At 60.3% G+C, this 12,493-nt stretch carries 14 protein-coding genes and 1 pseudogene; 11 read left to right on the top strand and 4 right to left on the bottom strand.

What is annotated here, in order from left to right; genetic code table 11:
- The first annotated feature begins 7 nt into the window (after window positions 1-7).
- From FBY04_RS13000 to FBY04_RS32350, 5 genes are all read left to right on the top strand, one after another.
- A complete protein-coding gene (locus FBY04_RS13000; protein ID WP_145315465.1) occupies window positions 8-661 on the top strand; it encodes an alginate O-acetyltransferase AlgF in 654 nt (217 codons plus the stop codon).
- Window positions 658-1,647 carry a twin-arginine translocation pathway signal gene (locus tag FBY04_RS12995; protein WP_084321648.1) on the top strand — a complete coding sequence of 330 codons (990 nt, stop codon included), beginning with the start codon at window positions 658-660 and terminating at the stop codon, window positions 1,645-1,647. Before FBY04_RS13000 ends, FBY04_RS12995 begins: the two co-directional genes overlap by 4 nt.
- Window positions 1,644-2,504: a hypothetical protein gene (locus FBY04_RS12990; RefSeq protein ID WP_371850929.1), complete on the top strand. Its 861-nt coding sequence runs from the start codon at window positions 1,644-1,646 to the stop codon at window positions 2,502-2,504. Before FBY04_RS12995 ends, FBY04_RS12990 begins: the two co-directional genes overlap by 4 nt.
- A 141-nt stretch (window positions 2,505-2,645) precedes the next feature.
- Window positions 2,646-3,047 carry a GFA family protein gene (locus FBY04_RS12985; RefSeq protein ID WP_145315464.1) on the top strand — a complete coding sequence of 134 codons (402 nt, stop codon included), beginning with the start codon at window positions 2,646-2,648 and terminating at the stop codon, window positions 3,045-3,047.
- Between the two features lie 243 nt (window positions 3,048-3,290).
- Window positions 3,291-3,734, top strand: coding sequence for a hypothetical protein (locus FBY04_RS32350; protein ID WP_178118281.1), 444 nt, complete (start codon window positions 3,291-3,293; stop codon window positions 3,732-3,734).
- A gap of 55 nt (window positions 3,735-3,789) precedes the next feature.
- Here the strand turns inward: FBY04_RS32350 and FBY04_RS12975 are convergent, their stop codons facing one another.
- Together FBY04_RS12975 and FBY04_RS12970 are read right to left on the bottom strand one after the other, a co-directional pair.
- Window positions 3,790-4,119 carry a DHCW motif cupin fold protein gene (locus FBY04_RS12975; RefSeq protein WP_084321721.1) on the bottom strand — a complete coding sequence of 110 codons (330 nt, stop codon included), beginning with the start codon at window positions 4,117-4,119 and terminating at the stop codon, window positions 3,790-3,792.
- A 99-nt stretch (window positions 4,120-4,218) separates the two neighbouring features.
- Window positions 4,219-5,190: a threonine dehydratase gene (locus FBY04_RS12970; protein ID WP_145315463.1), complete on the bottom strand. Its 972-nt coding sequence runs from the start codon at window positions 5,188-5,190 to the stop codon at window positions 4,219-4,221.
- Window positions 5,191-5,296: 106 nt separating this feature from the next.
- Here FBY04_RS12970 and FBY04_RS12965 point away from each other — a divergent pair, with 106 nt between their 5' ends.
- Window positions 5,297-6,097 carry an AraC family transcriptional regulator gene (locus FBY04_RS12965; RefSeq protein ID WP_145315462.1) on the top strand — a complete coding sequence of 267 codons (801 nt, stop codon included), beginning with the start codon at window positions 5,297-5,299 and terminating at the stop codon, window positions 6,095-6,097.
- Between the two features lie 101 nt (window positions 6,098-6,198).
- Window positions 6,199-6,894 (top strand): tRNA (adenine(22)-N(1))-methyltransferase TrmK, encoded by a 696-nt coding sequence (locus FBY04_RS12960; protein WP_306092212.1) that lies wholly within the window; start codon window positions 6,199-6,201, stop codon window positions 6,892-6,894.
- Between the two features lie 16 nt (window positions 6,895-6,910).
- On the opposite strand, the gene FBY04_RS12955 is transcribed toward FBY04_RS12960, so the two are convergent.
- Window positions 6,911-7,369 (bottom strand): MarR family winged helix-turn-helix transcriptional regulator, encoded by a 459-nt coding sequence (locus FBY04_RS12955; protein WP_145315460.1) that lies wholly within the window; start codon window positions 7,367-7,369, stop codon window positions 6,911-6,913.
- A 308-nt stretch (window positions 7,370-7,677) separates the two neighbouring features.
- Between FBY04_RS12955 and FBY04_RS12950 the strand changes: the two genes are divergently transcribed.
- From FBY04_RS12950 to FBY04_RS12940, 3 genes and pseudogenes are all read left to right on the top strand, one after another.
- Window positions 7,678-7,977 carry a hypothetical protein gene (locus FBY04_RS12950; RefSeq protein WP_145315459.1) on the top strand — a complete coding sequence of 100 codons (300 nt, stop codon included), beginning with the start codon at window positions 7,678-7,680 and terminating at the stop codon, window positions 7,975-7,977.
- A gap of 173 nt (window positions 7,978-8,150) precedes the next feature.
- Window positions 8,151-10,277, top strand: coding sequence for a TonB-dependent receptor domain-containing protein (locus tag FBY04_RS12945; protein ID WP_145315458.1), 2,127 nt, complete (start codon window positions 8,151-8,153; stop codon window positions 10,275-10,277).
- 21 nt (window positions 10,278-10,298) lie between these two features.
- A pseudogene (locus FBY04_RS12940) lies at window positions 10,299-10,461 on the top strand (arsenate reductase ArsC); the annotation flags it as partial.
- A 120-nt stretch (window positions 10,462-10,581) separates the two neighbouring features.
- Here the strand turns inward: FBY04_RS12940 and FBY04_RS12935 are convergent.
- Window positions 10,582-11,100: a hypothetical protein gene (locus FBY04_RS12935; protein ID WP_084321639.1), complete on the bottom strand. Its 519-nt coding sequence runs from the start codon at window positions 11,098-11,100 to the stop codon at window positions 10,582-10,584.
- 327 nt (window positions 11,101-11,427) lie between these two features.
- Between FBY04_RS12935 and FBY04_RS12930 the strand changes: the two genes are divergently transcribed.
- Complete coding sequence (locus FBY04_RS12930) at window positions 11,428-12,168, top strand: Mut7-C RNAse domain-containing protein (protein ID WP_145315457.1); 741 nt, start codon at window positions 11,428-11,430, stop codon at window positions 12,166-12,168.
- Window positions 12,169-12,493: the final 325 nt, after the last annotated feature.

Raw genomic sequence — 12,493 nt, 5'->3', positions numbered from 1 at the left:
GACTTGCATGAACGTTCGAATCTGTTTGTGGCTGGGCCTAGGCCTGTTCCCGTCGTGGGCCCAGGCCGCTCCCGAAATTGCCCAGTTGTACGCGCCAAAATTGCCCGAGGGTTCGGCATGGCTGCGGGTGGTCAATCCATCCGACACGGCCATGCAGGTACAGGTAGGCCAAGGCCTGAGCCTCACCCTCGCCGCCCCGAGTGCAGTGGCCAGTCCCTTTCAGGTCGTCGACTCGCGGCAGCCGTTGCAGGTCACCGTCAATGGTCGCCAGATACAGGGCCTGAGCGCACCCAAAAGTGCGTGGGTCACGCTGATTCTCGACAGCGATCCGGCACGTGCACCACGCCTGGTGATCGACCCGCCCCAGCGCGGTAAAGACCTGCGCGCCGAACTCAACGTGTACAACCTGGGCAGCGGTTGCGAAAAGGCCAACGTCCAATTGGCCAATGGCGCACCGGTATTCAGTCAGGTGCCGTTCAACGGACAAGCCCAGCGCACGATCAACCCGGTGCAGGCGACGCTGGTTGCCAGCTGCAACGAGCACAAAAGCCTGCCGTTGAAGCTGGAACCCTTCAAGGCCGGCGACCGTTACAGCCTGTTCCTGATCGGCTCCGGCCAGGCGCCACGATTGATTGGCCTTGTGGACCAGACCGCGCCATGACCTCTCCTTTCAAGCACGATCGCTTTACCCCTCGCCGGGCGGTTTCCACCGTGATTGCGGGTCTGCTGCTGAGCCTTTCGGGCACGGCCGTTCAAGCGTCATCGGCAGTGATCACGGGCAACGGCGGGTGGCTGTTCCCGGCCTGGGAAAGCCTGAGCAAGGTCGACAACACCGGCACTGCGCGCAACATTGCGCTGGTCAAGGAACTCCAGCAGCAACTCGAACGCGAACACATCGGGCTGGTCGTGCTGGTGGTGCCGATGAAAGCGCCGTTCTATGCCCAGCGCCTGCCCGCCGATCAACCGATCAGCGCGGCGGTGATGCAGCGTTACGACCACTTGCAAAGTGACCTCTCTCGCGCCGGCCTGAGCACGCTGAACATCAAGCCCATCCTGCAAAACACCGAGCAAGGCAAACAAACCGCGTTTTACCGCGCCGACTATCACTGGACCGCCTGGAGCGCCGAAAACACCGCCGACGCCACGGCGCAACTGATTACCAAACGCTACCGGCTACAAGGCGAACCCGGTAGTGGCGCCGCACTGGGCCAGTGGTTCGACCGCCGCGCGTTCGGCGACCTGGCGAGCAACTTTCTGCCGGCAATCAAACGCAAGGCGATTGGCCGCGACATCTACACCGTTCGCCATCAGGCAGAAAACGATTTGCTGATCGATGACGCGCCGGCACCGGTGCAAGTCATTGGCAACAGCTTTGTCCAGCCTTACCTGGGTTTTACCCAGAAGCTCTCCAATGCCCTGGACCGCCCCGTCGCACTGACCTGGAACCCCGGCGATGTCGGCCCGTGGGCTACGCTGCTGCAATACCTGGAGTCGGCGGATTTTGCCCAACACAAGCCGCAAGTGATCGTCTGGCAATTCAATGAGGGGCAGTTCCACCTTGGCCCCGATGCGACTGCCAACTGGAACGCCAAGGGCGTCACCTCACTGAGCCAATGGCATCAACGCATCAACAAGGCACTGCCGTGAATATTTTTGGCTACACCGCCAGCCGCGCAACCGTGGCAGCGCTGTTGTTTGCCGTCACCCTCAGCGCAGGAATCAGCATGCTCTACATGACTAACAAGGCCCTGAGCCCGGGGATTGTCGGCATCGTCTGGCAGCCGGACAACAAGACGGTCGGCATCAAAGGCCACTGGGAAAAACTCGGTGCACGTGAACTGCTGGTGCAATGGACCGTCGTCGACGATCAGGCATTTGTTCCCGGTACCGGCCTGCCCAGCGTGCCAGTGCTGCCCGACTGGGCGCGTATCGCCAAGGCGCCGTGGGCGCAAGATGTGATCCTCGGCCTGGCGGGTTACTTCAGCGAAAATCGCTCGCGGGACAACATCGAGCAACTGGCTAAAGTCTCGGAACGCATCGCCAAACTGCCGACGCCGCTGCACGTCACCGGCTGGTATTTCCCTGCTGAAGTGGACCCCAGCTGGACACGCGCCAAAGAACTGCCCGCCCTGCTCGCCAAGCTGCCGCGACCCTTGTGGATCAGCGTTTACGACGGCGCCAATATCGGCCCCGCCGCCACCGCTGAATGGCTCAAGCAGTGGCTGCCAAATGACATTGGCGTGTTTTTCCAGGATGGCGTCGGTGTCTACGCCCGCACCGCACCCGTCGCCCGAACCTACGCCGACGCCTTGCGCCAGCGTCTGGGCAAAGACCGGGTGCGGATCATCGTCGAAGCCTTCCGCCCCAACTTCGGTGGCGGATTCCGTTCCGCCACCGCCGCCGAGCTCAAACCGCAGTTGGCCGCCTATGACGGTTACCCGCTCTACCTGTTCGACGGGCCGCATTACGTGACGCCTGAGTTGGTGGAGCAATTGGGGCGATAGTAGACAGGGAAACGTCAGGCGCGTGCTTTCGGGCAAAAGCGATCTCTTGCACCGGGGAACAATCGCCTTGAGCAGTCGCTCGACACTGCATCTCCCCACCGCTTAAAGTGCCGTCCCCTCATCAGTGGATCGCCACTAAAAATGACTGATACGTTGCAGGGCAGTTGCCTTTGCGGTGCTGTCCAATACCAGCTGCGGTCACGCCCCAAAGCAGTTTCGCACTGCCATTGCAGCCAATGCCGCAAAAGCCATGGCGCCGCATTTGCGAGCTACGGCAGTGTGTTGCGTGGCGACTTTGTTCTGGTACGGGGTGACGATGAGATCCAGTCTTACTCGTCCTCTGAATCTGTCGAGCGCCAGTTTTGCGCTCGCTGCGGTTCGTCGCTCTTCTGGTCAAATAGCCAGGGCGAATACTCCGGTTGGATATCCATAGCCCTCGGTACGCTGGACACGCCCTTTACCAGCGACAAACAGAAGCATGTCGAGGTGACGTCCAAGGCGCCATGGCATGACATTGAGGATCACTGGCCGCAGTCTCGATAATCGCTACGGGTCCAGGCTGTTTGAAAACGCCGAAGTCAGCGCCTGGATCAGGAGTTAAAATTCCGCTGCCGGGTTGCACGCCCTCGAATCGAACCCTGTCACCCTCGAACAACAGGCCCATGGCAAGGAATCCCTCTCATGCTTTTCAGAGCCCTGCGCCCTGCTACGCTTTAAATTCCTCGAATGGACTCGGGTAATCACTCAAGAAAACTCTGTTCCCCTTGGCGGTTGAGGTTGCGAAACGTGAGAGGCGAATTGATTGGAGCCGCCATCATTATCTCGATGATTAGTGTGACGACGCATGAGTTTATGGCCTGGACGTCTATCGAGAGCGAGCGGAAGGATACCGTGTGCAAGATTGCACAGGAGCATATGAAAAACCTGGAAATCCAAGCCCGGGCGATGGTTGCCGGGCTGTCTGTCGAAGCGTTGGCAGAGGCCGAGAATACTGAGGTAGGCAAATTGGTCAGGGCGTTGGATACGGCAAAAAATAATGCCGAGGTGGAAGCCGTCATAGAGGCACACGCCGCCGAGCTGGAGGCGCAGGAAGCGGCAGCCGATGCAGAGTTGAAAAACCAGGAGAGTCAGCTGTTTCTCGAACAGCAAGTCACAAAACAGCGAATAACGACTGACATCAAGCAGCAAATCAAACGCGCCAGGAAGGCTGTAATTGATGCCTGTGAGTAGTGCGCTCCTGGCTTCCACAAAAGGCTGCCATGGGTCGAAAAGGTCAGTCCCGGAATCAATCCACAATGAATAACCTGGCACCCGTGGTGCTGAACGATCGATGCCCCTCAGCGTTGCTACCCACTTGATAGCTCATCCCGGCGGTGAGCGTGAACTGGCGACCATCTTCCAGTTCCGTGTGCAACTCGCCTTCCAGGCACAACAGGATATGACCTCTCCAGCACCAGTGATCGGCCAGATAGCCGGGACTGTATTCAACCATCCGCACGCGCGTCGATCCAAACTGGCAGGTTCGCCACCAGGCGGTACCCGTTTGTCCGGCATGCTGGACAGCTTCGACAGTCGACCAATCGGTCGTACCAAAGGGAACAGCCGTCAGATCCATGGTTGCCTCATCAATCAAAGAGTGTCTGTAGACCGTAGCCATCCAGCGACACTCTCGATAGACACAGATGCCTCGCATTTGTGGGATACAGGCATCCATTCACGCATGAAGGCCTGAGGCAATCACGTTCGCATACACCCCTCGGTCGACATTCCCCCCAGACAAAATCACCCCGACCCTTTTGCCCTCCATGGTTTCACGCTCCTGAATAAGCGCTGCCAGGGCCGCCGCACCTGCCCCTTCAGCGAGGTTGTGGGTATCGGTGTAATAGATGCGCATAGCCTCGGCTATCTGGCTGTCGCTGACGGATACGATTCGCGCCGCCGCTGCCCCGTAGATGGCGAAAGCCTCGGGAACTGGCTTGCGCACGGCGAGGCCGTCGGCAAAGGTATTCGCCGAGGCGGTTTCGCACAGGGCACCCGCCTCAAACGATAACTTTGCAGCCGTAGCCTCTGTGGAAACCACACCCACCACTTGGGTGTTCAGGCCCAGCGCGTCGCGGGCGGCGATCACCGCACAAATCCCCGAGCCACAGCCAATCGGTACGTAGACGGTATCCAGGTCCGGCGCCGCCCGGAACAGTTCCAGCGCATACGTGGCCACGCCTTTGACCAACTCGGTGTGGAATGGCGGTACCAGGTACAGGCCATGCGCTTGTGCCAGACGTGCAGCTTCTTCACGGGCTTCATCGAAATCGCGGCCGTACTCAACCACTTCGCCGCCGAAGCCGCGCATGGCATTGTTCTTTTCCGGCGAATTGCCTTCCGGCACGACGATCAACGCCCGCAAACCCAGCGCGCTTGCCGCCAGCGCCAGGCTCTGGCCATGGTTGCCGCGGGTGGCTGAAACAATGCCCTTCACGTCCGGGTGCTCGCGTTTGAGCCAGTGCATGAAGGTAATGCCGCCGCGCACCTTGAAAGCGCCCGTCGGCGTGTGGTTTTCATGTTTGACCCACACCGTGCAACCCAGCCGCTCCGCCAGCAATGGCCAAGGGTACTGGGCGGTGGCGGGCATGACCTGGTATACGTGGCGAGCGGCTTGTTCGATATCGTCGCGAGTCAGTCTGTTCATGAAGCAGCTTCCCTGAGGTTTTTCCCAGTCTAGGCAGGGGTGCACTGCGCTGGCTTTCAAAAAACCGACCTGACTTTTGTGCGCCCTCTTCACTACTATGGTGTTCATGAGCCATCGAAACCGTCAGCAGCCATCGCTCGTTTCTGAACCGATCCGCCGTGTCGAGGCCGGCCCTTGGGCGATCGAATTGTTGCCCGGCTGCGCCTACACCGCCCGATATATAGCGACCCATGCGGCGATTGGTTTTGCCTTCGACAGCCAGCGCGGCCTGCACGCGATCGGCAGCGACCGGGTGCACCCCTTCGTCGCCACGCCCAATAGCCTGGCGTTCGTCCCGGCCGGTTGCGACGTGTTGTCCGAGTCATCCAACGGCGGTGAGTACCTGCGGGTCATACACACCGAAGGTATGGAATGGATGGGCGATCGTGCCTTCAACAATCGTATTGATCCGCAGGCCATCAGCCTCGCACGACGAATGCGCAGCGCGCTGTTGAATGCCTCGGTGGATGACGATTGGGAAGCCTGGGCACTTGCCCTGGCTGAACGGGCGAAGGGGCACGACGCGTTGTCGGTACCGCTCCAGGGTTCTATCACCCACCGCCGTATGCGCCTGCTCGATGAGTTCATTGACGCTGGCCTTGAGGGCCCGCTCAGTGTGCAGGCGATGGCAGGATTGCTTGAATTGTCCGAAGGCTATTTCATGCGGGCATTCAAGAACGCGACGGGCAAAAGCCCGCACAGCTACCTGATCGACCGACGCCTCGCCAAGGCCCGTGCCCGACTGCGCGATTCAACCGCCAGCCTGTCGGAGATCGCCCTCTCCTGCGGTTTCAACTCCCAGGCGCACATGGCGACTGCCTTCAAGCAACGCCTTGGCGTGAGTCCGGCACAGTTGCGTAAAGGTTAACGGTCCGATAGCAGGCATTTGTAATGCACGGCGTAGCTCGGCAGAATCGCGTCCCGATCCGGCCAAAGGTGCCGGACGTTCGTGGTGAAAAGGGGCGGCAGTTGAACGAACAGACATTGTCCATGCGCCTGGAGCGCGTGGCGGCGCAGGTGCCAGCAGGTGCGCGCCTGGCGGATATCGGCTCGGATCACGGTTACCTGCCGGTGGCGTTGATGCGCCGTGGCGCCATCGCGGCGGCGGTGGCCGGCGAAGTGGCAGAGACGCCGTTCCGCTCGGCCGAGCGCACCGTGCGCGAGAACGGCCTGGACCGGCGGATCACCGTGCGCCTGGGCAACGGCCTGGCGGCGATCGAGCCGGCAGACGGAATCACGGCGATCAGCATCTGTGGCATGGGCGGCGAGACCATCCGCGATATCCTCGACAGCGGCAAGACGCGCCTGAGCGGCCAGGAGCGCCTGATCCTGCAGCCCAACGGCGGCGAGCAACCACTGCGCCAATGGCTGATGGAAAATGGCTACCGAATCCTCTTCGAGGAGGTGCTGCGGGAAAACCGCTTCGACTACGAGATCATCGTCGCCGAGCGCACAGGGTCGGTGATCTATACCCCCGAGGAGCTGTACTTCGGCCCGCTGCAGATGAAGAAACGCAGCCCCGCGTTTCTGGTCAAGTGGCAGCGCATCCTGCGTCATAAGCAGCAGACCCTGACCCACTTCGCCCGAGCGCGGCAGGCCGTGCCCGAGGAGAAGATGCAGGACGTCGCCCGGCAGGCCCGGTGGATCACCGAACTGCTGGCTTGAGCCCGCTACAAATGTTTTATTCCCTGTTTTTCGTCGAACGGATGAGATTGCCCCGTAGTTTCACGATTGCCTTCTGCATTTGCACGAAGTCGTCAGGGTCAAGACCGGTTTGCGGGAAACCATCTTCCGCGAGGCCTTCACGCAGTTTTCGCCCTTCTTTTGTGAGGCTGATCCGCACCTGGCGTTCATCTTCCGGGTCGCGCTGGCGCAGCAGATAACCCATCGCTTCCAGCTTCTTCAGGATTGGCGTGAGGGTGTTGGATTCAAGAAAAAGCTTTTCGCCGAGACTGCCAACGGTCTGATTGTCTTCTTCCCACAACGCAACGAGAGTGATGTATTGCGTATAGGTCAGTCCCAGCCGTTCGAGCATTGGCTTGTAAGCCTTGCCGAAGGCGAGGTTGGAGGAATAGACCGCAAAGCACAGGAATTCGGAAAGCTTCAGGTCGAGGGCGGCTGTCTTGTCGGTAGTTTTCATGGACATTCTCTTTGGCCAGTCTTGCAAGACTGAAACTATACGTCGTATGCGATGGTGTCGGAAGTGCCAAAACCAGTAACAGTTGGGGCGCGTGCGTCCCAGACCCGGCATGCTCAGGGTCAGTCGGGCCCGCAGGAAATAGGCCGGGCCGGTCTGGCAGGCCCAAGGTGTCGAAGATTATTTGACGTCTCGACGACGAGCGGTGGGTGAGGAGTCGCGGCCCTTGGCTCGCAACCTCAGCCCACCGTCTAATCTGATAAGTACACGACTACACACACGCTGCTAGCCGCCTCTTGCAGGTAAACGCCATGACCGGAAAAACAGCACGTCAATGCTCGTCATGGATCCTGCCTTCACTGCTCGCCATCAACCTCGCGTTGCTGGCGGGATGTTCAGGTAAATCGTCCACTCCTCGCTATTCGGCCTCAAACGCTGGCTCAAGCTGTTATGCCAAAGCGCTGCCCACTTCCGGTGAGGGCGGCCTCGCCTGGGGGGACACCTTGGACGTGGCGCGCCAGAAATCCCTGAATAACTGCATTCGCTATGCCGGCCGCTCCGGTGGCACGCCGGATACTTGCCAGGTGGTGTTAGCCGAGTGCAGAAACTAGGCGTGCGGTCATGTGCGCGGGGCGCGCATTTCTGCAACGACGCATGACGGGATAGCAGGAGAATCCTGCCCTCCCCGTTTCCTGGCCAAAAAACAAAATTGCCATGTGTTTCCTTCGTTCTTCTATGCGTCGCAGTTCTTCACTGCCCGTTCCTGTCCGTCTGGAGTTTCTCAATGCCCTCGCCCAAATCCTTGCCCGCTGCGCTGCTGGGCTTGGCCCTTGTCTGTCCGCCCGTTGCCGAAGCCCAGGGCCTGGAGCTCGGACAAGTGCTGATCGGGGCTGAGGACCGGAGCGGCGAAGACGCGTCAGTCGAGGACGCCGAAGCCCGCCTTGCCGAAGTGCCCGGTGGGACCAATGTGGTTGATCTGCGCCGCCCCTTGCAGGGCCGCGTGGCCAGCAACCAGGATGTGCTGGCGTATCAGCCGGGCGTCTATGCCCAGTCTGCGGGTAACGAAGGAGTAAAAATCTCGATCCGCGGGTCGGGGATCAACCGTGCACCAGGCGCCCATGCTTCGGGTTTGTACAGCATGCTCGACGGTCTGCCGCTGACCGGCCCGGGCGGCACGCCCTATGAATTGCTGGAACCGCTGTGGCTCGACCACGTGGAAGTGCTGCGCGGCGCCAACGGTTTCGACCGGGGCGCCCTGGCCTTGGGTGGCGCGATCGATTACGTCAGCCACACCGGCTACAACGCACCGCGGTTGCAGGTGCGCTACGCCATGGGCAGCCACGGTTATCAGCAACGCCAGGTCAGCTCCGGGCAGGTGCTGGGCGATTTCGATTACTACGTGTCCATGACCGACGCGAGTTCCGATGGCTACCAGGACCACACCGCCAGCGAGAGCCAGGGCGTCATCGCGAACTTCGGTTATCGCTTCAACCCGAACCTGGAAACGCGTTTCTACCTGCGCTATCGCCAGACCGACAACGAGCTCGCCGGGCGGGTGACCAAGCGTTCCATCGAGCACGACTCACGGGCGGCCAACCCCGCTTACGTGTCGCGGGATGACAGCCGCGAGCAGCCGGGCAGTACCTTCATCGGCAACAAGACCACTTACTATATCGATGACGATTCGAGCATCCAGACCGGCCTTGTCTACCACGACTACCCCATGGACTTGCGCGAGGGGCCCAACCGCCTGAAGGTCGCGTACACGGATGTCAGCGGTACTTTCGACTACAAGCGTCGCGACACACTCTGGGGTATGGAAAGCCGCAGTACTCTGGGCCTGCGAGTGACCAAGCACCTGCCCAATGCCGGCGCGAGTGAATGGGTGCGCATCCCCACCGGCAACACCGCCCGCTACACGCCAGGCACACACATTCGCAATTTCACCTATCAGGGTTCGGACACCGTCCTGCATATAGGCAACGACCTGGAGATTGCCAACGACCTGTGGCTGACGACCGGTCTTGCCGCGATCTACACCCGCCGCGAAAGTGCCGTGACCTATCCGCAAGGAGGCGGCAAGACCAGCCTGAACGACTGGGACTACGCCCCACGTTTAGGCTTGCGCTATCAATTGACGCCTGATTTGCAACTGTTCGGCAATCTCAGCCGCTCGGTCGAAGCGCCACACCCTTGGTCGCTGATCTACAGTTCCAACATTCGATTCCCGGCAGGCAGTGGCGTCGCCACAGGTGCGCAGCGCGACCCGATCAAGCTGCAAAACCAGACCGCGACCACCCTGGAAATTGGCGGCCGTGGCGACAGCGCGATGGGGCAATGGAGCCTGGCCTGGTACTTCGCCCAAGTGCGCCACGAGTTGCTCTCGGTGCTCCCCGACGCCACCGCCACCACGCCTTACGAGCTCAACGCAAGCCCCACCGTGCACCAGGGCGTGGAAGCCAGCCTGCAAAGCACCCTGTGGTCGCGGGACGATGGCGGCCAACTGAGCCTGCGCCAGAGCTACACCTTCAGTGATTTCCACTACCGCGATGACGACCGCTTCGGTGACAACCGTCTGCCGGGCCTGCCGATGCACTACTACCAGGGCGAGCTGCGCTACGACTGGCCGCAAGGCTTCTTCGCCGCGCTCAACACGCAGTGGGTGTCCAAAGTTGCGGTGGATTACGCCAACAGCTATTACGCCGATCCCTATGCGCTGTTCGGCGCGACTCTGGGTTACAACGCGGCCAAGGGCGACTGGCAGACCTGGCTGGATATACGCAATCTGACTGACAAGCACTATGCCGTCACCGTCACTCCGGGCTATGACGACAAAGGGCTGGACGCAGCACGATCTACGCCGGGTGAAGGTTTGGGTGTGTATGTCGGGGTGTCGTGGAGTTTGCTCTAGATTGAGTTGGACCACTTCAGTAGCTTCCTCAAGGGGCAGGTTCTGCCGCGCAGCCTTGCGACGTTGCAGGAGTTCGGCATCGCGATTGACGGTCTGAGCAGTAAAGGCAATGACGCCTTCCATTGTCATCAGCGTCTGCGACAAGGCCGCCGGCGAGGCATTCCCGGCAAACCTGCAGCCAGCCTGAGTCACCTCTGATCCTTGCTTGAGCATTCCTTTGAATAACGAGTAAACGCCGGTGTGGCGAGATAGGGAAAACTCTATCTCGCCACACCGGCGTCGTAGCAGTCGGCAGTACCCGCTATCAGTTCTGCGCTTTGCTCATTTTGGTGAACAGCTCGGTCGGTACTTTCTTGCCGTTGGAGGTGAACTGGTTAGTGCGGAATTTGTAGACCTCGCCTTCAGAGAGGAAGCCGTCGTTGTTGGTATCCATCGCCTTGAATTCCTCACCGCCTTTCGGGGCCACAGCCAGCAATTCTTTCAGGGAAACGCGGCCGTCGTGATCGGTGTCTGTACGGGCAAAGGAAGCGTCGCCGCATTTGCCTTCACCGCACTTGCCTTCACCAGCCTTGGTGACCTTGGCGCCGGTTTCACTGGCGCCGCATTTGCCTTCGCCACACTTGCCTTCACCGGCCTTGGCGCCGGTTTCGCTGGCACCGCACTTGCCTTCGCCACACTTGCCTTCACTGGTCTTTTCCGCTGCGGCGAGTTGGTAGCCTTGAGGCAGTGCTTCAGCGGCGAAAGCGGACGACGCGAGGTTCATGCAGCCAACCAGCGAAACAGCCATCAGGCCAATACGGGATTTGTTCGAGAGACGGGACATGGTTATTACTCCGGATACGGTGTGCGGTGAGGCCGTTTAGGGTCATGCCACCAGGGCGATAAGCCGTGGTGCGAGGTGCGTTTGCTTTCTCGCTAAGGCCAGGTTATTTGACTGCATCCGTGTATCCCGGATGTATCCGGATCGAGGGGCATTTGTACATCAGCATCTGTACAGCGGCTCTGGATACACTGCGATACACATGCCGCGCTCTTTTGATCCTGGTGGTCTGGAGCCCCTGAGTAATCCCGCATCAAACGCATTCCTGTGGCGAGGGAGCTTGCTCCCTCCGGGCCACGCAGCGGCCCCAAAAGAGCCATACTGTTCAGCATGACCAGTGCAACTTTCCGCTTCTATGAGGAGCTCAACGATTTCCTGCCGGCCGAACGGCGGCGGCAGTCATTCACCTGCAAGTGCGCGCAGGGGGCGACCGTCAAGCACATGATCGAGGCGCTCGGGATACCGCACACTGAGGTCGAGCTGGTGCTGCTAAACGGCGAGTCGGTGGGCTTCGAGCGGATGATCTTCGACGATGACCGGCTGGCGGTATATCCCAAGTTCGAAGCGCTGGACATCAGCCCGCTGCTAAAGGTTCGAGCACAACCTTTACGGATGCTGCGCTTCGTCGCTGATGCACACCTGGGCGGGCTGGCCAATCTGCTGCGCATGAGCGGCTTCGACACCCTCTACGACAATGGCTTCGAGGATGGCGAGATCGCTGAGATCGCTGCGCAGCAAGGACGCATCGTGCTAACCCGCGACCGCGAGCTGCTCAAGCGGCGGATCATCAGCCACGGCTGTTACGTGCATGCCCTGAAACCGTCGCTGCAGCTGCGCGAATTGTATGAGCGCCTCGACCTGGCGCGTAGCGCGCGGCCATTCAGCCTGTGCCTGCATTGCAACCTGCCGCTGCACGAGATCAGCCCCGACCTGGCCCGGCAGAAGGTGCCTCCACGGGTTGGAGCCCTCTATTCGCACTTTCTGCGCTGCGACGCCTGCCAACGGATTTACTGGGAGGGTTCGCACTGGCGCGGCATGTGTGCACTGCTGGCACCCTTGCTGGACCGATAGCCGAGCGCATCGGACCAGACCGTTTAACCTCGGGCAGAAGAGCCGGGTGATCGTAAACTTCGTCGACAATACTCTTTAGCAGCTGGGACATCGGCCCGTTGAGCCCTGGGAAAATCCTGAAGCTCCCTCGTTTGAAGCCGGCATTATTGAAAAGAAGCTGCGGATCCCAGTTGGTGAGTTCAGGGGCAGCCGAAAAGGCTGTCCATTTTTTGCGCCACTTTCCTGCGGGCAAAACAAAACCCCTACCTGCATACGCAGATAGGGGTTTCGGAATTTAATCTTGACGATGACCTACTCTCACATGGGGAAACCCCACACTACCATC

It is taken from the genome of Pseudomonas sp. SJZ080, from assembly GCF_007828295.1.
Classification (GTDB): domain Bacteria; phylum Pseudomonadota; class Gammaproteobacteria; order Pseudomonadales; family Pseudomonadaceae; genus Aquipseudomonas; species Aquipseudomonas migulae_A.
The sequence above is the reverse complement of the archived record's forward strand: the minus strand, read 5'-3'. Positions and strand labels throughout refer to the sequence as shown.